The organism is Streptomyces sp. NPDC107471 (assembly GCF_055582845.1).
Window position 1 is genome coordinate 414,743 of the sequence record NZ_JBVJPC010000009.1, and the last position, 18,782, is coordinate 433,524.

An 18,782-nucleotide genomic window follows, 5' to 3' on the forward strand; every position below is an offset into this window, starting at 1 on the left:
GTGCGCGAACGGGGGTTGATCGGATACCAAGGCCCTATGGCGGTCTTCGTCGCGCTCGGCGCGTTCCTGATGACGCTGGCCGGCGGCTGGACGGCACAGCGGGTGACCGACCGCCGTCATCTGGTCCTCGGCCTGGCCGGCGGACTGATGCTCGGCGTGGTCGGCCTGGACCTGCTGCCGGAGGCACTGCACGCGGCCGGCGACGAGGTCTTCGGCGTGCCCGCGGCCCTGCTCCTGTTCGTGGCCGGCTTCCTGCTGGCCCATCTGGTGGAACGCCTGCTGGCCGCCCGCCAGGCCGCGCACGGCGGGGAGGAGCACGACGGCCGGGTGCCCGAGGTCGGCCTCACGGCGGCCGCCGCGATGGTCGGCCACAGCGCCATGGACGGCGTGGCCATCGGCGCGGCCTTCCAGGTGGGCGGCGGCATGGGCACGGCGGTCGCGCTGGCAGTCGTGGCCCACGACTTCGCGGACGGCTTCAACACGTACACGATCACGAGCCTGTACGGCAACGCCCGCCGCAAAGCCCTGACCATGCTGTTCGCGGACGCGGTGGCCCCGGTGCTGGGCGCCGCCTCGACGACGTTCGTGACCATCCCGGAGGGCCTGCTCGGCGGCTATCTGGGCCTCTTCGGCGGCGCGCTCCTCTACCTCGCGGCGGCCGAGATCCTCCCCGAGGCCCACCACGAACACCCCGCCCGCTCGACTCTGCTGTGCACGGTCGCGGGCGTCGGCTTCATCTGGCTGGTGGTGGGCCTGGCCGGCTGACCCGGCCGCCCCGGAGGGTTTCGCCGAGGGGGTCACAACTTGCCGCCCCGGGTGCCGTCCCGCCGCGCGGGCGCGATCAGCGTGGAGAGGTACGGCAGGGGAGCCCCGTCGAGTTCGGCGGCGGACCGGATGGACTCGCCCTCGAGACCCAGCGCCGACCCCCACACGGCGTCCTCGATCCGCCCGGTCTCCCTGAGCACCTCGGCCACCTCGGCGGCCTGCCGCCCGAACTTGTACGCCACCACGGTCCCGGGCCCGGCGAGCGCGTCCTTGAGCACGGCCGAACCGGCGGTCACGGGCACCAGCGTGAGCGGCTCGGTGCCCTCGGTCAGCACGGCCCCGGAACGCGCCGCGAGATCCTGCATGGCGGTGATGCCGGGCACGGTCTCGACGACGACACCGGGCACGAGCGCGCCGATGGTGTGGGCGAGATAGGTGAAGGTGGAGTAGACGTTGGGGTCGCCGATGGTCGCGAAGGCGACGGACGGGTGCGCGGTGAGCAACTGGGCCACCCGCTCCCCGGCGGCGTCCCAGGCGGCCTCGCGCCGACCGTGATCGGTGCGCTCGTTGAGGGCGAAGACGACCCGTACGACCTTCTCCTGCGGCACGTAGTGCAGCACGGTCGCCTCGGCCCGGCCCCGCTCTCCGGTGTCCATGACCGGCACCACGACCACGTCGGCGGCGCGCAGGGCGTTGACGCCCTTGACGGTCACCAGCTCCGGGTCCCCGGGCCCGACCCCGACCCCGATCAACTTGCTGCTCATGACGTCCGGCACCTCTCCACGAACCGACGGGCGACACCGGGCTCGGACGCCCAGTGCGTGTGCAGATAACTCGCGTGCACACCACGCTGTACAAAACCCTCGAGGCGCCGCCGGGGCACCCGTACACCCCAGGCAGCCGCGTCCCCCGCCCCAGGCTCCACCACGGTCCGGTGGAACTCGTGCCCGCGCATCCGGGTCCCGGCGACGGCCAGCGAACTGTCGCTGACGGCCACGGCGTCGCGGTACCCGAGCGTGAGCCTCTCCGTCATCCGCGCGTCGGCATCGAGGACCCCGCACATGGGCTGCCCGTCCAACTCCCGGCACAGGTACAGCAGCCCGGCGCACTCGGCGGCGACGGGAGCGCCGGTCTCCGCGAGGGCGGAGACCGCCTTCCGCAAGGGTTCGTTGGCGGACAGCTCGGCGGCGTAGACCTCGGGGAACCCGCCCCCGATGACCAACCCGGCGGTCCCGTCGGGCAGTTGCTCGTCGTGCAAAGGGTCGAAGGTGACCACCTCGGCTCCGGCGGCGGTGAGCAGTTCGGAGTGCTCGGCGTAGGAGAAGGTGAAGGCGGGACCGCCGGCCACCGCAACCAGGGGAGAGCTCGGCCGCGGGTCCGGTGGGGGCTGGTCGCGCAGTTCCCCGCGCCCCTGACGTGCCCACCTGGTCGTATCTTCCAGCCCGTCCGGCGTTTGAGGACGAGGCCCTTCGGGCCGATGGGGGTCTGGGGGCGCGGCCCCCAGGACCTCGGCCGCATCCCAGGCCGCACACGGCAGCGCACCGGCACCCCGCGCCAGCCCGACCAACGCCTCCAGATCGCACCCTCGAGCAACCTGCTCCGCCATCGCCGCCACCGCGTCCACCGCGGCCGCCCGCCGCTCGGCGACCGGCACCAGCCCCAGATGCCGGGACGGCGTGTCCACCTGTCCCACCCGCCGCAGCACCCCGAACACCGGCACCCCGGCCGAGTCCAACGCCTCCCGCAACAGCTCCTCGTGCCGATCGGAGGCGACCTTGTTGAGGATCACGCCCCCGACCCGCACCTCGGGATCCCACGAGGCGAACCCGTGCACCAGAGCGGCCACCGACCGGGACTGCGAGGACGCGTCGACCACCAGCACCACGGGCGCCCGCAGCAGCTTGGCGACATGGGCGGTGGACGCGAGTTCACCCTCGCCCGCGGCTCCGTCGAACATCCCCATCACCCCCTCGACGACGGCGATGTCGGCCCCCCGCGCCCCGTGCAGGAACAGCGGAGCCACCAGCTCCGGACCGCACAGGTACGCGTCGAGATTCCGCCCCACCCGCCCGCTCGCGAGCGCGTGATACCCGGGGTCGATGTAGTCCGGCCCGACCTTGTGCGGGGACACGGTGAGCCCCCGCGCGGCGAACGCGGCCATCAGCCCCGTGGCGACGGTGGTCTTGCCGCTGCCCGAGGAGGGCGCGGCGATGACCAGCCGGGGGACGGAGGACGTCACCACTCGATGCCCCTCTGCCCCTTCTGCCCGGCGTCCATCGGGTGCTTGACCTTGGACATGTCGGTGACGAGATCGGCGAGGTCGACGAGCTTCTCGGGCGCGTTCCGCCCGGTGATCACGACATGCTGGGTACCGGGCCGGTTCCGCAGCACGTCCACGACCTCGTCCGTGTCCACCCACCCCCAGTGCATCGGGTAGGCGAACTCGTCGAGCACGTACAGCCTGTACGTCTCGGCGGCGAGGTCCCGCTTGACCTGCTCCCAGCCCTCCCGGGCCTTCTCCTCGTTGTCCATCTGCTGGTCCCGCTGCACCCAGGACCAGCCCTCGCCCATCTTGTGCCAGCCGACGGACCCGCCCTCGCCGGACGCCCCGAGCACCCGCAGCGCGTTCTCCTCGCCGACCTTCCACTTCGCCGACTTGACGAACTGGAACACCCCGATGGGCCACCCCTGGTTCCAGGCCCGCAGCGCGAGCCCGAAAGCCGCGGTGGACTTCCCCTTGCCGACCCCGGTGTGCACGACGACCAACGGCCGGTTCCGTCGCTGACGGGTCGTCAGTCCGTCGTCCGGCACCACACTCGGCTGTCCCTGCGGCATTACGCGGCCCTCCTCTGTACGTCCTTCACCAGTCCGGTGATCGAGTCGGCCCGCAACTCGTCCAGCGTCACCGCGGTCCCGCCCAGTTCACCGGCGAGCTGCCCGGCGAGCCCCAGCCGCACCGGACCGGACTCGCAGTCCACGACCACCGAGGCGACGCCCTCCGCGGCGAACAGCCGGGCCGCACGCCCCGCGAGGGCGACCGGCTCGGGCCCACCGGTGGCCCTGCCGTCCGTCACCAGCACGACCAGCGCCCGCCGCGCCGGATCCCGCAGCCGCTCCACCCGCAGCACCTCGTGGGCGCGCAGCAGCCCGGCCGCGAGCGGGGTGCGCCCACCCGTCGGCAGCGTCTCCAGCCGGGCCGCCGCCGCGTCCACGGACGACGTCGGCGGCAGCGCGACCTCCGCCGCCGACCCCCGGAAGGTCACCAGCCCCACCTTGTCCCGGCGCTGGTAGGCGTCCAGGAGCAGCGACAGCACGGCCCCCTTCACCGCGCTCATCCGCTGCCGCGCCGCCATCGACCCCGAGGCGTCGACGACGAACAGCACGAGGTTGCCCTCGCGCCCCTCACGCGTGGCCTGCCGCAGGTCGTCACGCCTGACCACGAGACCGCGTCCCGACCGCCCCCGCGCCCGCTGATGGGGCGCGGCCGCCTGCACGGTGGCCGCCAGGTGCAGCTTGGTCAGGGCCCCTCGGGGCCGCCGGGCCCCTGTCGTCCGCCCGTACTCGGTCCGCGCCCGCGACCGCCGCCCGGCGGCACCGTCGCCGAGTCCCGGCACGCTGAGCACCTTGGTGCGAAAGGGCTCGGAGGCCCGTGCGGCGGCCTGTTCCCCGGCGCCGGACGGCTGCGGCTCGCCGCCGTCGCCGGCCTCCGGCTGCGCGCCGGAGCCCCCGTCGGCCCGCGGCCCGTCGGAGGAGGGCGGCTGCCCACCACCCCCGCCGGACCCGTCCGGGTCCGGCTCGTCGTCGTCCTCTGAGTCCCCGGAGTCCCCGGAGCCGCTGAACTCCTCCAGCGTCTCGTCGAGCTTGTCCTCGTCGAGCCCCGGCGCGTCGAAGGGGTTACGGCGCCTGCGGTGCGGCAGCGCGAGCAGCGCGGCCTGCCGCACGTCCTCCGCGAGCACGTCGGTCCGCCCGGCCCACGCGGCCAGCGCCGTCGCGGTGCGGGCCATCACGATGTCGGCCCGCATGCCGTCCACCTCGAACGCGGCACAGGTCGCCGCGATCTGCCGCAGCGCCCCGTCGCCCAGCCGCACCGACGGCAACAACTCCCGCGCGGCGACGATCCGCTGCCGTACGACCGCCTCCTCGTCCGCCCAGCGCGCGGCGAACCCGGCCGGGTCGTCGTCGTAGGCGAGCCGTCGCCGTACGACCTCCACCCGCTGGTCCGGCTCCCGCGAGGCCGCGACCTCGACGGTCAGCCCGAACCGGTCGAGCAACTGCGGCCGCAGCTCGCCCTCCTCGGGGTTCATGGTGCCGACGAGGAGGAACTTCGAGGCGTGCCGCACCGAGACGCCCTCGCGCTCGACGTACGACGCCCCCATCGCGGCGGCGTCGAGGAGCAGGTCGACCAGGTGGTCGTGGAGGAGGTTGACCTCGTCGACGTAGAGGATCCCGCGGTGCGCGTCGGCGAGGAGTCCCGGCTCGAAGGCCTTCACGCCCTCCGCGAGCGCCCGCTCGATGTCGAGGGCGCCGACGAGCCGGTCCTCGGAGGCGCCGACGGGGAGTTCGACCATGCGGGACGCCCGCGAGGTGCCCGGCCCCGGTTCGTGGGGGCCGTCCGGGCACGCGGGGTCGGCAGCGGCCGGGTCGCAGGAGAACCGGCAGCCGGGGACGACCGCGACCTCGGGCAGCAGCGCCGACAGGGCGCGCACCGCCGTCGACTTGGCGGTGCCCTTCTCGCCGCGCACCAGCACTCCGCCGACCTGCGGCGAGACGGCGTTCAGCAGCAGCGCGAGCCGCAGGTCGTCCTGGCCGACGACGGCCGTGAACGGAAACGGGGTACTCACTTCTCGTCACCCTCCAAGTCGCCCTCGAGCTCCAGGTACGTGGCCCGCAGCCGCTCCAGCGTGTCCGCGTCCGGCTCGGCCCACAGTCCGCGGTCGGCGGCCTCCAGGAGCCGTTCCGTGATGCCCCGCAGCGCCCAGGGGTTGGACTTCTTCATGAAGTCCCGGTTCTCCGCGTCGAAGACGTACTCCGCGCTGAGCTTCTCGTACATCCAGTCGTCGACCACGCCCGCGGTGGCGTCGTAGCCGAAGAGGTAGTCGACGGTCGCCGCCATCTCGAAGGCGCCCTTGTAGCCGTGCCGCCGCATGGCCGCCATCCAGCGCGGGTTGACCACCCGGGCCCGGAAGACCCGGTGGGTCTCTTCGCCGAGCGTCCGGGTCTTCACCTGGTCGGGCGTGGCCGAATCGCCCACGTACGCCTCGGGGTTGACGCCCGTGAGGTGGCGGACCATGGCGACCATGCCGCCGTGGTACTGGAAGTAGTCGTCGGCGTCGACCAGGTCGTGCTCGCGGGTGTCGACGTTCTTCGCGGCCACGTTGATCCGCTTGAACGCGGTCTCCATGTCCCCGCGCGCCGCCCGCCCGTCGAGCCCGCGCCCGTAGGCGTAACCGCCCCACACCGCGTACACCTCGGCGAGGTCGGCGTCCGAGCGCCAGTTGCGGGCGTCGATCAGGGGCAGCAGCCCGGCGCCGTAGGCCCCCGGCTTGGACCCGAAGATCCGGGCGGTCGCGCGCCGCCGGTCACCGTGCTCGACGGTGTCCTCGTCGGCGTGCGCCTTCACGAAGTTGCGGTCGGCCGGCTCGTCCAGCTCCGCCACCGTGCTCACCGCGTCGTCGATCAGCCCGACCACGTGCGGGAACGCGTCCCGGAAGAACCCGGAGATCCGGACGGTGACGTCGATGCGCGGCCGGCCGAGCTCCGCCAGGCCGATCACCTCGAAGCCGGTGACCCGCCGCGAGGCCTCGTCCCACACCGGACGGCAGCCGAGCAGCGCCAGGATCTCGGCGATGTCGTCGCCCTGCGTGCGCATCGCGGACGTGCCCCACACCGTCAGGCCGACGGACTTCGGGTACTCGCCCGTGTCCTGGAGGTACCGCTGCACCAGCGAGTCGGCGAGCGCCTGCCCGACCTCCCAACTGAGCCTGGACGGGATGGCCTTGGGGTCGACCGAGTAGAAGTTCCGGCCGGTCGGCAGGACGTTGACCAGGCCGCGGGTCGGGGAGCCGGACGGCCCGGCCGGCACGTACCCGCCGTCCAGGGCCTTGAGGATGTGCCCGATCTCGTCGGTCGTACGGGCGAGACGCGGCACGACCTCGGTGCAGGCGAACTCCAGCACGGCGACGGCCTCGGGGAGTTCGGTGCCGAGGACGTCACGGACGAGACCCGGCACGGCCGCCGCGTCCCAGGACACCGCCTCCATGCCCTCCGCGACCCGCCGGCAGAGCTGCTCCAGCAGGTCGATCGCGTCGGCGGCCGTACGGGCGGGCCCCTCGACGAGGTCGGACAGCTCGACCGGCACCTTCACCGGTGCACCCGGCTCCGCGAGCAACTCCTTCTCCACCAGCCCGAAATGGGCGGCGAAGGAGGCCCGCAGCCCCGGCAGCGCGTTCGCCCGGCCGCCCCACACCTGCGAGGCGCGCAGCACGGCCAGCACCAGGTTGACCCGGGCCTCGTCGACCGGGCCGCCACCGAGGACGTGCAGGCCGTCCCGGATCTGCACGTCCTTGATCTCGCACAGATAGCCGTCGATGTGCATGACGAACTCGTCGAACGCCGCGTCGTCCGGCTGCTCGTCGACATGCAGGTCGTGGTGGAGCTCGGCCGCCTTGACCAGCGTCCAGATCTGGGCGCGCACGGCCGGGGCCTTGGTCGGGTCGAGGTCGGAGACGAGCGCGTACTCGTCGAGCAGTTGCTCCAGCTTGGCGAGGTCGCCGTAGGTGTCGGCGCGCGCCATCGGCGGCACCAGGTGGTCGACGACGGTGGCGTGACCGCGCCGCTTGGCCTGGGTGCCCTCGCCGGGGTCGTTGACGATGAACGGGTAGATCAGCGGCAGCTCACCGAGCACCGCGTCCGGCGCGCAACTCCCGCTCAGACCGAGCCCCTTGCCCGGCAGCCACTCCATCGTGCCGTGCTTGCCCATGTGGACGACCGCGTCGGCGCCGAACGAGTGGTCCAGCCACCGGTAGGCGGCCATGTAGTGGTGCGACGGCGGCATGTCCGGGTCGTGGTAGATCGCGATCGGGTTCTCCCCGAAGCCGCGCGGCGGCTGGATCATCACGACGACGTTCCCGAACTGGAGGGAGGCCAGCACGATGTCGTCCCCGTCGACGTACAGCGAGCCCGGCGGCTCGCCCCACGCCTCCAGCATCGCGTCCCGCAACGACGGGTCCAGCCGGTCGAACCACGCCCGGTAGTCGGCGAGCGGCACCCGAGCGGGCGCGGCGGCCAACTGGTCCTCGGTGAGCCACTCGACGTCGTGACCGCCGGCCTCGATGAGCCGGTGGATGAGCTCGTCGCCGTTGTCGGGGTACCCCTCCACGAGGTACCCGGCGTCCCGGAGCGCGTCCAGCACCCGCACCGCGGAGGCCGGCGTGTCGAGACCCACCGCGTTGCCGACCCGTGAGTGCTTGGTCGGATACGCGGTGAAGACCAGCGCGAGCTTCTTCTCGGCGTTCGGCTTGTGCCGCAACACCGCGTGCCGTACGGCGATCCCGGCGACCCGCGCGGCCCGCTCCGGGTCGGCCACGTACACCGGCACGTCGTCCGGGCCCTGCTCCTTGAAGGAGAACGGCACGGTGATCAGGCGTCCGTCGAACTCCGGGATGGCGACCTGCATCGCCGCGTCCATGGGGGACAGGGCCGCGTCGGACTCGTCCCAGGCCGCCCTGGACGTCGTCAGGCAGAGCCCCTGCAGCACCGGCACGTCGAGGTCGGCCAGGGCTCCGATGTCCCACGCCTCCTCGTCACCACCGGCCGAGGCCTGCGAGGCGTGGGTGCCGCCGGCGGCGAGGACGGTGGCCACGAGGGCGTCGGCCCCGGCGAGGATCTCGTAGAGCCCGGGGTCGGCCCCGCGCAGTGAACCGCAGTACACCGGAAGGGCGTTGGCGCCCTTCGCCTCGATGGCCTCGCACAGCGTGTCCACGAAGCCGGTGTTGCCGCTCAGTTCGTGGGCCCGGTAGAAGAGCACACCGACGGTGGGGCGGCCGTCGTCCCGCACGGGGGAGCCGTGGACGCCGTACTCCGGCATCTTCCGCGGCTCGACGAAGCCCTCACCGGTCAGCAGCACGGTGTCGGACAGGAACCGGGCGAGTTCCGCCAGGTTGGCGGGCCCGCCCTCGACGAGGTACCTGAGCGCCTCGGCCACGACACCGGCCGGCACGGACGACTCGGCCATCAACTCGGCGTCCGGCACGGTCTCGCCCCCGAGCAGGACGGTCGGGATGCCGGAGGCCCGCAGCGCGGCGAGCCCGTCCTCCCAGGCCCGCTTGCCGCCGAGCAGCCGTACGACGGCGATGTCCGCGCCCTCGATCAGCGCCGGCAGCTCCTGCGCGACGTCGACCCGGGTCGGGTTCCCGATCCGGTACGAGGCACCGGAAGCGGCCCGGGCCGCCAACAGGTCCGTGTCGGCGGTCGACAACAACAACACTGTGCTCATGCGGGCGCTCCCGGTGGAATGAAAGGCAGTCCTTGCGGCGCGCCGGACTCGATGAGCCGCCACAGCGCGTCCGTGTCCGCGTGCTGTTCGATCAGGTCGCCGAGCCGGTCGAGCTGCTCCTCGCGCAGCCCGGCGAACGACGTGTCGGGGGCCGGTGCGAACCGGCGGCCCGCGGCGGCCGCCACCTCCCGCAGGAAGGCCCGCCGGAAGCCGTCCGACTCCAGCGAGCCGTGCCAGTGCGTGCCCCAGGTCTGGCCGACGCGGCAGCCGTCGAGGAAGGGGACACCGCCGCCGACCTCGGCGACCCCGTGATGGATCTCGTACCCCTCGACCCGCTCGCCGAGGGCTTCCCCCACCGGCCGGGTGAGGGTCTTCTCCCGTGCGAACCGCACCCGCACGGGCAGGACTCCGAGTCCGTCGACCGCGCCGACGCGCGATTCGACCTCGTCCTCGATGTGCTCGCCGAGGATCTGGAAGCCGCCGCAGATGCCGAGGACGGGCCGCCGCTCGGCGACCCGGCGTCCGATGGCGTCCGCGAGCCCCCGCTCCCGCAGCCACTCCAGCGCGCGGACGGTCCCGCGGGTTCCGGGGATCACGACGAGGTCGGCGTCGGCCAGCTCCTCCGGCCGGTCCACGAACCGCACCACGACACCCGGTTCGGCGGCCAGGGCGTCGACGTCAGTGAAGTTGGACATCAGCGGGATCGCGCAGACGGCGACCCGCAGCACGTCCTCACCCACGGGAGGGCTCACCGCGGACTCCCGGACCGTCCCGCGCAGGGACACTCTCAGTCCGTCCTCCTCGTCGATCCCGAGGCCGTGCCGGAAGGGCAGAACACCGTACGTGGACCGCCCGGTGAGGCCCTGGAGCATGTCCAGCCCCGGCTCCAGCAACGAGACGTCACCCCGGAACTTGTTGACGAGGAACCCGGCGACGAGCGCCTGATCCTCGGGACTGAGCAGCGCGACGGTCCCGAAGAACGAGGCGAAGACCCCACCGCGGTCGATGTCACCGACGACGAGCACCGGAAGGCGGGCATTGCGGGCGATGCCCATGTTGACGATGTCGGTCCGCCGCAGGTTGATCTCGGCCGGGCTCCCGGCCCCCTCGCAGATCACCGCGTCATACGTGCCCCGCAACTCCGCGAGACAGTCGAGCACCGTCCCGAGCAGCTTCTGCTGCCGCCCGCCGTGATACCCGCGGGCACTCATCTCTCCCACCGGCTTCCCGAGCAGCACGACCTGACTGCTCTGCTCGCCACCGGGCTTGAGCAGCACGGGGTTCATCAGCGCGGTCGGCTCGACCCGGCAGGCCTGCGCCTGCATGGCCTGGGCCCGCCCGATCTCGGCGCCCTCGCGCGTGACGAAGGAGTTGAGGGACATGTTCTGCGCCTTGAACGGCGCGACCTTCACCCCCTGCCGCACGAGCCACCGGCAGATCCCGGCGGTGACCACGCTCTTGCCGGCATCGGAGGTGGTACCGGCGACGAGAAGCCCTCCACCCGTCATGCGCTGCGCCCCTTCACCAAGGCCCGCGCCACGGCACCGACGCCGAGCGCGAGCAGCCCGACCCGCCGCGACAACCGCGCCGCGCGCTCGATGTCGTACGGGGCGACGGCACGCCCCTCCCGGTGCAGCACCGGCCGGTGCTCGACCCGCCCCGCGTACGAGAGGGTCCCCCCGAGCCTGACGCCCAGCGCCCCCGCGAACGAGGCTTCCACCGGACCGGCGTTGGGGCTCGGATGCCGGTGCGCGTCCTCCCGCCAGGCCCGCACGGCACCCCGCGGATCGTCTCCGGCGAGCGTGGCGAGCACGGCGGTCAGCCGCGCCCCCGGCCACCCGGCGAGGTCGTCGAGCCGGGCCGAGGCCCACCCGAAACGCCGGTACCGGGGCGACTTGTGACCCACCATGGCGTCCAGCGTGTTCACGGCCCGGAACCCGAGCAGCCCCGGCACCCCGCCGACGGCCCCCCACACCAGGGCCCCCACGACGGCGTCGGAGGTGTTCTCGGCAACGGACTCCACGACCGCCCGCGCGATCCCGTCGGCGTCCAGGGCCTGCGGGTCCCGCCCGCACAGATGGGGCAGCCGGGCCCGGGCCGCCTCGACGTCCCCGGCCGCCAGCGCCCGTCCGATGTGCCGGGCCTCCCGCACCAGCGAAGTCCCGCCCACGACGGCCCAGGTGGCGGCGCCGGTGAGCACGACGGAGGCGGCACGGGACGGACGTACGGCGTGCTCCGCGGCGGCGCCGAGGGCGACCGCGCCGCCCACGCACACGGCGGTGTGCAGCGCGCCCCAGCCCCGGTGGTCCCGCCACAGCACCCGCTCCACGGCCCCGGCGGCCCGCCCGAACGCGGCGACCGGATGCCCGCGACGGGGGTCGCCGAGCAGGAGGTCACCGATCAGACCGGCGGCAGCGCCGTACGCGAAAACGCGATCGGCTCGCATCGGGTCAGCCGATCGCGGGGTCGTTCAAGTGCCTGGTACTGCTGGTCGATCGGCAGGCGAGCATCGCGTCATGTCCTCACTCAGGGTGTCCACGCCCTGGTTCGACGAGTCCGGCGGCGAGAGTTCCTGGCTCCCGGGGGTGTCTACCCCGGTGACAGTGGCGGGACCGCGCCGGATTCGCACCGGCTTCCTCTTCTGCCGCCGTATATGGCTCCGGCAGTCCACCACGGGCCTTCGAGACCCGTCAACTTGCTGTTGACCTGCGGCGGGGGAGTGTGCAGAACCCCACATCGCCGGTCATGGAAGACGGCCGGGCGGGCACGGAAACCGAGGTTCCGTGCCCGCCCGGCCGTCGAGTGACGGGAGTGCCGTCAGGCCACGATCAGATAGATCCCGTACGCCACCGCCGCCGTGCACGCCGCGAAGCAGGCGTAGGCGCCGGTGACCGCGAGGGCGGCCGAGCCGCCCTGTGCCGTGGCCCGCTCCTGACGGGAGAGGCCCATGATGCCGAGGGTGAACAGGGCCACGAGGCCCACGGTGACGACGAGGCTGACGCCGAAGACGGAACCGAGTGCTTCCCAGTCGATCTGCATGGTGAGGCTTCCTTAGGACTGCGGGCTCAGACGGCGGCCGGCGGGGCGGCCGGTTCCGTCGTGGCGGGCGGGGCCGGGATCGTGGCCGTGAGTTCCTCGGCCACGGGACCCGCGGGCGGCGGGATCACGGCGGCGATGGCCGTGGTCACCACGCCGGCCGGCTCGTCGGTCGCGTTGACGTTCGACGCGTCCACGACCTCGCGCCGCGAGATCTTCCAGATCGCCGCGCTGGAGGCGATGAGGAAGACCGCCACGACCGCCGTGCCCCAGTCGCCGAGGTCGGTGACCGACTCGGCCAGCGCGCCCACCAGGGCCGCCGCCGGGAGCGTGAGGCCCCAGGCCACGAACATCCGGGTGGCCGTCGACCAGCGCACGACCCCGCCCTTGCGGCCGAGGCCCGCGCCCATCACCGAACCGGAGACGGAGTGCGTGGTGGACAGGGAGAAGCCGAGGTGCGAGGAGGCCAGGATGACCGTGGCCGCGCTGGTCTGGGCGGCGAAGCCCTGCTGCGGCTGGAGGTCGGTCAGGCCCTTGCCCATGGTGCGGATGATGCGCCAGCCGCCGAGGTAGGTGCCGAGCGCGATGGCGAGACCCGCGGAGAGGATGACCCAGGTGGGCGGGTCGGAGTCGGGGGCGACGGCGCCGCCGGCGACCAGGGCGAGGGTGATGATGCCCATCGTCTTCTGCGCGTCGTTGGTGCCGTGGGCGAGCGAGACCAGGCCGGCCGAGGCGATCTGGCCGGTGCGGTAGCCCTTGGCGGCGGCCTTGCCGTCGGCCTTCTTGCCCAGTGAGTAGGAGAGCCGGGTGGCCAGCATGGCGGCGACGCCCGCGACGATCGGCGCGGCGACCGCCGGGATCAGGACCTTGGTGACGAGCGCGTCGCCGTGGACGGCGCCGAAGCCGGCCGAGGCGATGGTGGCGCCGATCAGACCGCCCATGAGGGCGTGCGAGGAGCTGGAGGGCAGTCCCACCAGCCAGGTCAGCAGGTTCCAGAGGATCGCGCCGACCAGGGCGGCGAAGATGACCTCGGGACGGATGCCGGTCTCGTCGACGAGACCCTTGGAGATCGTGTTGGCGACCTCCACCGAGAGGAAGGCGCCCACAAGGTTCAGCACGGCGGACATGGCCACCGCGACCTTGGGCTTGAGCGCACCGGTCGAGATGGTGGTGGCCATCGCGTTGGCGGTGTCGTGAAAACCGTTCGTGAAATCGAACGCGAGTGCGGTTACCACCACAATCGCGAGGATCAGCGAGAAGTTTTCCATTTACCCAGGCAATCGTTCGAGGTCATTGGCACGTTGAAGGTAGGTAACCTGGATGAACGGAAGGTGAACTGGGGCGGGCCGCTCGGTGACCGGAGTCTTCGGCTATGGCTTTGCCGAACACCGCTGCCCCCTTTCGACCCATGCGCCCCACGGCTAGGTCCCGGCGGCGAACCTCTCGAGCTGCCGCAGGGACCCGTTGAAGAGATTCTGGTCACCCGGCAGGCTGCCGCTGTGGTCGTACTGCCAGATGGTCCAGTACGACCACCCGCCGGGCAGCGCACCCACGTCCGCCGCGTACCGGGCCACCCACAGCGCGTGGTCCGCGGCGAAGGCGCCGCTGCCGCCCGTGCAGGCGTTCCACCAATGGGCGGTCGTGTAGATCACCGGCCGGCGCCCGGTGCGCCGCTCGACCTCGTCGCTGAACGACCTGATCCAGCCGACCATTCGCGCCCTGCTCAGGCCGTAGCACCGGTGCTTCCTGTCGTACGGGTTGTACTCGACGTCGAGCGCGGGCGGCAGCGTCCGGCCGTCCGCCGACCAGGCGCCGCCGTTGCGCACGAAGTACGCGGCCTGCGCCCGGCCCGAGGACCTGTCCGGCAGCGCGAAGTGGTACGCCCCGCGAAGGATCCCGGCGGCCCGCGCCCCGTCGTACTGCCGCCCGAAGTGCGGGTTGCGGTAGTCGGTCGACTCGGTCGCCTTGACGTAGACGAACCGGGCGCCCTGGGCCCTGGCCCCGCGCCAGTCGACGGTCTTCTGGTGCGAGGAGACGTCGTGTCCCCTGGGCAGGCCCGCCGCCGGGGCGGGCGTCCCGGCGAGCGCCGCGCCTCCCACGGCGAGAACGGCCACGGACAGGGCCAGGGCGCGGATGCGGTGACGGGCGGTCCTGCGGTCACGGGCCATGTGTCCCCCCGGGACGGCGTCGTGCGAACAAAGCCCAGAGGATACTGGAAGATCCCCGGATTACGGATGATCTCCGGCCAAGACGCACAAGGAGGACGAAGTCCCGCCCTCGCGACGCCCCGGCACCCCCTGGCAGGATCACGGCATGGCTGAGCGACGGCAGGATCAAGAGGTACGGGGTGCCGGGGGCGGCGCGCGCGAGGTGCGGGCCGAGGAGGCGGACGCCTGGGGCGAGTTGGTCGACACGGCCCGCCGGACGGTCACCGACGGACTGGTCGTCGGCACCTCCGGCAACGTCTCGGTACGCGTCGGGGACACGGTCCTGGTCACCCCGTCGGGCGTCCCCTACGACCGCCTCGGACCGGAGGACGTGACGGGTGTCGACCTGGCGGGCCGTCAGGTCCTCGGCACCCTGGTGCCGACGAGCGAACTCCCCATGCACCTCGCGGTCTACCGCAGCACCGACGCCCGCGCGGTCGTCCACACCCACGCGGTGCACGCCACGGCCGTCTCCACGCTCGTCCCCGAGCTCCCCTCGATCCACTACATGACCAGCGCCCTCGGCGGCCCCGTCCGGGTCGCCCCCTACGCCACCTACGGCACCGACGAGTTGGCCCGGAACATGCTCCACGCCCTCGCCGACCGGTCCGCCTGCCTCCTCCAGAACCACGGCACGATCGCCTACGGCGGCACCCTCGCCCAGGCCTACGACCGCACGGCCCAACTGGAGTGGATGTGCCGCCTGTGGCTGACGGCCCGCTCGGTCCCGGACCTGACCCCGACCCTGCTGACGCCGGAACAGCTCGCGGAGGTGGGGGAGCGGTTGCGGGGGTACGGACAGCGCGCCTAGCGGGCCTTGCGGGGGGTGCCGGGTTCGGTCGTCGGACGGGTGCGGGCAGGCTGTGGCCGATCGCGCAGTTCCCCGCGCCCCTGGTGGGAACGGTGAACGTACGTCCAGCCGCCGCAGGCATTCAGGGGCGCGGGGAACTGCGCGAAGACGCCCGCCCCCACCGAGCCGCAAGCCTTCAGGGGTGCGGGGAACTGCGCAAAATCCCCCGCCCCCACCGAACCCGCACCCGCACCTGAACCCGCCCAGCCGCCGCAGGTATCCCGTCCACTGGCCTGACAGCGCGTTCGACAGGAGACTGGGAGTCGTGCGCACTGTCAAAGCGACGGCCGCTGCCGTCACCGCAGCCCTGGCCGCCGGCGCCGCCGGAATCGTCGCCGGGCGGATCGCCAGCGACGCCGGACTGAGGGCGCCCGCGGGCCGCCCGCTGCCCGGCGAACCGCGGCTCACCGTCCATTCCACCGCCGCCGGCCGCATCACCCTCACCCGCGACCTCGCCTCCCTGCGTCCCGGCACCTACGGCCTCGCCGGCGACGGCTCCCACGCCGTCGTGGGGCCCGTCCTCGCCGCGGAACCGCACTCCGCCGACACCGTCGTGCGCCGCCTGGAACGCGTCACGCACGGCACCCTGGCCCCCGGCGACAAGGTGTGGCTCACCCCGAACGCGTACGTCGGCGACCCGGGGTCGGCCCTCGGCCTCGACCACACCGACGTCGAGATCCCCGGCGAACTCGGCACCCTGCCCGCCTGGTTCGTCCCCGGGGTGCGCGACACCTGGGTCATCGCGGTCCACGGCCTCGGCACGACCCGCGAACAGGCCCTGAACGTCATGGAGTTCCTGCATCGCCAGCGCTTCCCGGTGCTCGCCCCAGTCCACCGCGGCGACGTCGGCGCGCCCCGCCCGCCGGACGGCCTGAACCACTTCGGCGAGACCGAGTGGCGCGACCTGGACGCGGCGATGCGCTACGCCGTCAGCGCCGGCGCCCGCCAACTCGTGCTGCTCGGCTGGTCCACCGGCGCCACCATGGCCCTGCGTGCCGCCGCGCACTCCGGGGTGCGCGACCGCGTCAAAGGGCTCGTCCTGGACTCCCCGGTCCTCAGTTGGGAGCTGACCCTGCGTGCCCTCGCCGCGGCCCGCCGCACCCCCGGCGTGCTCCTCCCGCTCGCGGTGCGCGCGGCCCAGGGCCGCACCGGCCTGCCCAGCGACCACTCCGGCCTGTACGCCGACCGCACCGTCCCCTACGAGGACCACGAGGACCGGACCGACGACATGGGCCCCGACCGGCCCCCGCCGCCGACCCTGATCCTGCACGGCCCCAGCGACACGATCGCGCCCTGGGAGCTCTCCCGCCGGCTCGCCGACGCCCACCCCGACCGGATCGCCCTCCACACGGTCCGTCAGGCCCCGCACGCGGCGATGTGGAACGCCGACCCGAGCGCCTACGAAGAGGCACTGCGCCGTTTCCTCACCCCGCTGATGTGACCTCCGGGCGCCCCGGTCCCGGAGCTTCCGTTTAAGCCCGTACCACTGGCCTGATCTCGGCGTATGCCCCGCAGCGCGGCCCCGGCGCGGGCCCCGCCCGGGGCCCGCCGTGGCATTCCGTTTGGGTTTTCGGACCGTCAACCGGAAGACTGCACCCGTGACGTCCCGTATCCCGCGCGACTCCAGGCTTCGACTCGTCCGCCCGCGACCCCTGGCCGCCGCCCCCACAGCCGTGAACCAACGGCGCCCACGGCGCCCCGCGCCCCGCCCTCCGGAGGGCACACCGGCCCCCGCGGAGCTGGCCAGAATGGCGCGCAGGGGTCTTGCCGCCGCGGCCCGCGTCGCACACTGGGCCGACGGCGCCCTGGGACCCGGCCGGGACGGCGCGGGCTCCGACGGCAGCGGCACGCTCTCCGACGAGACCGCCGCCCGCGCGGCCGCGGACCTCGGCCTGACCGCGGCCCAGGTCCGCGCCGACTGGGACACCGCCCGCCTCGCCGGCCTCGTCGAGGTGCACGGCGACAACGCCCGCCCGGGCTGGCGGCTGCGCGCGTGGGACCGCGACGACAGCGCCGTCCTGCGGGGCTGGGTCGCGCTCTTCGACGCCTGGTCGCTCGCCTTCCCGGAACCCGCCGACCGGGAGCCCGCCACCGTCGCCGAGGTCGTCTCGGCCATGCCCCAGGTGCTCTCCTTCCTCCAGTTGTCCGCCGGTCCCGTCCCCGTCGAGCAGCTCCTGGACCTCCTGGAGCAGCGCGTCACCGAACTGCGCACCGAGCGCTGCGAGATCCCCTACGGCCCGCAGCCGGAGCCCGTGGAGGAGCCGGAGACGGCCGACGCGCCCCTCGCCCCCCTCCTCGACTGGGCCCTGCGCGCCCTCGCCTCCGTCGGCGCCCTGACCTACGGCGACGGCCAGGCCACCCTCACCCCGCTCGGCAACTGGGCGGTGTGGGTCAAGCTGGAGCAGATCTGCGTGGCCGCCCAGAGCCCCGCCGGCAACATCGAGGTCGCCGCCGAGGAGATGCTGCGCGGCTGCGCCCAGCTCCGACCCAACGCGGCCCGCGCCGAGTACCGCGCCTGGCTCGCCGCCCGCCCCGTCGGCAGTGCCGTCACCGAGCTGCTCGGGGCCGCCCGCGGCGACGACGCCCTGCTGCGCGGCCTCGCCTTCGAGGCGCTGCGGGTGGTCGGCGCCCCCGCCGAGCCCGACGTGCGCTCGGTGGCCGACGAGCCCACCCTGCGGCCGTACGCCCTGCTGTGGCTGGCCGAGCACGACGGGATCGACCCGGAGGACGCCCACGAGGTCCTCACCCGCGAGGAGGCCACCTGGCTGTGGGTCGACACGGCTGCCGCCGTCGCCGACCACGGTGAGGCCCCGATGCTGGTGCGGCACCTGGAGTCCGCCCTCCAGCCGACCGTGCCCCAACTGCTCGACGAGGTACGGGCCGTGGGCCACCCGCGCACCGTGCAGGTCCTGGTCGCGCTGGCCGCCGCGCACCCCGACCCGGCCCTCGCAAAGGCCGTCCGCCGCGCCGCCTTCCAGGTGCACACCGGCGGCTGAGTCAGGGGCGGGTCTGCGGCGCGTAGGTCCCGAAGCTCCACACATTGCCCTCGGCGTCCCGGGCCATGTAGTCCCGGGAGCCGTACTCCTGGTCCGTCGGGGGCATCAGGATCTCCGCGCCGTGCTCCACGGCGCGGCGGTGGTGCGCGTCGACGTCGTCCACGACCACGTACGTCCCGGCCGGGCCCGCGTCCTTCATCAGCTTGTCGTAGGCGCTGCCGGTGCCCTTGGAGCCCAGCATCACCGCGCCGTTGCCCTGCACCAGCTCGGCGTGCGCCACCAGGCCGTCCTCGCCCTCGTACACCGCGAGCTCGGTGAAGCCGAAGGCTTCCGTGAGCTGCTTGATCGCCGCCTTCGCGTCCGCGTACAGCAGCGCCGGAAAGATGCTCGGACGTCCGTCACTCGTGCCCGCCATGCCGATCACTCCCTTGTGA

General features: G+C 73.4%; 15 protein-coding genes and 1 riboswitch. Of the genes, 4 read left to right on the top strand and 11 right to left on the bottom strand.

Annotated features, from left to right (window positions below):
- The first annotated feature begins 36 nt into the window (after positions 1-36).
- Positions 37-765 (top strand): ZIP family metal transporter, encoded by a 729-nt coding sequence (locus ACZ66S_RS30060; RefSeq protein WP_469904679.1) that lies wholly within the window; start codon positions 37-39, stop codon positions 763-765.
- Positions 766-797: 32 nt separating this feature from the next.
- Here the strand turns inward: ACZ66S_RS30060 and cobI are convergent, their stop codons facing one another.
- The 10 genes from cobI to ACZ66S_RS30110 all read right to left on the bottom strand — a co-directional run bounded on the left by cobI (position 798) and on the right by ACZ66S_RS30110 (position 14,463).
- Positions 798-1,529, bottom strand: a complete 732-nt coding sequence (gene cobI / locus ACZ66S_RS30065; protein ID WP_469904680.1) for a precorrin-2 C(20)-methyltransferase — start codon at positions 1,527-1,529, stop codon at positions 798-800.
- Positions 1,526-3,004: a cobyrinate a,c-diamide synthase gene (locus ACZ66S_RS30070; RefSeq protein WP_469904681.1), complete on the bottom strand. Its 1,479-nt coding sequence runs from the start codon at positions 3,002-3,004 to the stop codon at positions 1,526-1,528. Before ACZ66S_RS30070 ends, cobI begins: the two co-directional genes overlap by 4 nt.
- On the bottom strand, positions 3,001-3,600 hold the full coding sequence (gene cobO / locus ACZ66S_RS30075; RefSeq protein ID WP_469904682.1) for a cob(I)yrinic acid a,c-diamide adenosyltransferase: 600 nt from the start codon (positions 3,598-3,600) through the stop codon (positions 3,001-3,003). The genes ACZ66S_RS30070 and cobO overlap by 4 nt, the downstream gene beginning before the upstream one ends.
- Complete coding sequence (locus tag ACZ66S_RS30080; protein ID WP_469904683.1) at positions 3,600-5,606, bottom strand: putative cobaltochelatase; 2,007 nt, start codon at positions 5,604-5,606, stop codon at positions 3,600-3,602. The genes cobO and ACZ66S_RS30080 overlap by 1 nt, the downstream gene beginning before the upstream one ends.
- The gene (cobN, locus tag ACZ66S_RS30085) at positions 5,603-9,259 is read right to left on the bottom strand and encodes a cobaltochelatase subunit CobN (protein WP_469904684.1); all 3,657 of its coding nucleotides are present in this window, start codon (positions 9,257-9,259) and stop codon (positions 5,603-5,605) included. The genes ACZ66S_RS30080 and cobN overlap by 4 nt, the downstream gene beginning before the upstream one ends.
- Positions 9,256-10,767: a cobyric acid synthase gene (locus tag ACZ66S_RS30090; protein WP_469904685.1), complete on the bottom strand. Its 1,512-nt coding sequence runs from the start codon at positions 10,765-10,767 to the stop codon at positions 9,256-9,258. Before ACZ66S_RS30090 ends, cobN begins: the two co-directional genes overlap by 4 nt.
- The gene (locus tag ACZ66S_RS30095) at positions 10,764-11,705 is read right to left on the bottom strand and encodes a cobalamin biosynthesis protein (protein WP_469904686.1); all 942 of its coding nucleotides are present in this window, start codon (positions 11,703-11,705) and stop codon (positions 10,764-10,766) included. The genes ACZ66S_RS30090 and ACZ66S_RS30095 overlap by 4 nt, the downstream gene beginning before the upstream one ends.
- 101 nt (positions 11,706-11,806) lie before the next feature.
- Positions 11,807-11,946, bottom strand: a riboswitch (cobalamin riboswitch).
- A gap of 130 nt (positions 11,947-12,076) precedes the next feature.
- On the bottom strand, positions 12,077-12,298 hold the full coding sequence (locus tag ACZ66S_RS30100) for a hypothetical protein (protein WP_469904687.1): 222 nt from the start codon (positions 12,296-12,298) through the stop codon (positions 12,077-12,079).
- A 26-nt stretch (positions 12,299-12,324) separates the two neighbouring features.
- Entirely contained in the window at positions 12,325-13,563 is a 1,239-nt protein-coding gene (locus ACZ66S_RS30105) for an inorganic phosphate transporter (protein ID WP_469904688.1), read from the bottom strand.
- A gap of 153 nt (positions 13,564-13,716) precedes the next feature.
- Positions 13,717-14,463 (bottom strand): lysozyme, encoded by a 747-nt coding sequence (locus ACZ66S_RS30110; RefSeq protein ID WP_469904689.1) that lies wholly within the window; start codon positions 14,461-14,463, stop codon positions 13,717-13,719.
- Positions 14,464-14,608: 145 nt separating this feature from the next.
- Here ACZ66S_RS30110 and ACZ66S_RS30115 point away from each other — a divergent pair, with 145 nt between their 5' ends.
- The 3 genes from ACZ66S_RS30115 to ACZ66S_RS30125 all read left to right on the top strand — a co-directional run bounded on the left by ACZ66S_RS30115 (position 14,609) and on the right by ACZ66S_RS30125 (position 18,348).
- Positions 14,609-15,313, top strand: a complete 705-nt coding sequence (locus ACZ66S_RS30115; protein ID WP_469904690.1) for a class II aldolase/adducin family protein — start codon at positions 14,609-14,611, stop codon at positions 15,311-15,313.
- Positions 15,314-15,617: 304 nt separating this feature from the next.
- Complete coding sequence (locus ACZ66S_RS30120; RefSeq protein ID WP_469904691.1) at positions 15,618-16,793, top strand: alpha/beta hydrolase; 1,176 nt, start codon at positions 15,618-15,620, stop codon at positions 16,791-16,793.
- 157 nt (positions 16,794-16,950) lie between these two features.
- The gene (locus ACZ66S_RS30125) at positions 16,951-18,348 is read left to right on the top strand and encodes a hypothetical protein (protein WP_469904692.1); all 1,398 of its coding nucleotides are present in this window, start codon (positions 16,951-16,953) and stop codon (positions 18,346-18,348) included.
- A 1-nt stretch (position 18,349) separates the two neighbouring features.
- On the opposite strand, the gene ACZ66S_RS30130 is transcribed toward ACZ66S_RS30125, so the two are convergent.
- Entirely contained in the window at positions 18,350-18,763 is a 414-nt protein-coding gene (locus ACZ66S_RS30130) for a VOC family protein (RefSeq protein ID WP_469904693.1), read from the bottom strand.
- Positions 18,764-18,782 lie beyond the last annotated feature (19 nt).

What these genes read in the sequence shown, in the direction of transcription:
- ACZ66S_RS30060 (WP_469904679.1), top strand. Translation starts at nt 37, where the DNA reads ATGGCGGTCTTCGTCGCGCTCGGCGCGTTCCTGATGACGCTGGCCGGC.
- ACZ66S_RS30130 (WP_469904693.1), bottom strand. Translation starts at nt 18,763, where the DNA reads ATGGCGGGCACGAGTGACGGACGTCCGAGCATCTTTCCGGCGCTGCTG.
- cobO (WP_469904682.1), bottom strand. Translation starts at nt 3,600, where the DNA reads ATGCCGCAGGGACAGCCGAGTGTGGTGCCGGACGACGGACTGACGACC.
- ACZ66S_RS30110 (WP_469904689.1), bottom strand. Translation starts at nt 14,463, where the DNA reads ATGGCCCGTGACCGCAGGACCGCCCGTCACCGCATCCGCGCCCTGGCC.
- cobI (WP_469904680.1), bottom strand. Translation starts at nt 1,529, where the DNA reads ATGAGCAGCAAGTTGATCGGGGTCGGGGTCGGGCCCGGGGACCCGGAG.
- ACZ66S_RS30115 (WP_469904690.1), top strand. Translation starts at nt 14,609, where the DNA reads ATGGCTGAGCGACGGCAGGATCAAGAGGTACGGGGTGCCGGGGGCGGC.
- ACZ66S_RS30095 (WP_469904686.1), bottom strand. Translation starts at nt 11,705, where the DNA reads ATGCGAGCCGATCGCGTTTTCGCGTACGGCGCTGCCGCCGGTCTGATC.
- cobN (WP_469904684.1), bottom strand. Translation starts at nt 9,259, where the DNA reads ATGAGCACAGTGTTGTTGTTGTCGACCGCCGACACGGACCTGTTGGCG.
- ACZ66S_RS30105 (WP_469904688.1), bottom strand. Translation starts at nt 13,563, where the DNA reads ATGGAAAACTTCTCGCTGATCCTCGCGATTGTGGTGGTAACCGCACTC.
- ACZ66S_RS30090 (WP_469904685.1), bottom strand. Translation starts at nt 10,767, where the DNA reads ATGACGGGTGGAGGGCTTCTCGTCGCCGGTACCACCTCCGATGCCGGC.
- ACZ66S_RS30100 (WP_469904687.1), bottom strand. Translation starts at nt 12,298, where the DNA reads ATGCAGATCGACTGGGAAGCACTCGGTTCCGTCTTCGGCGTCAGCCTC.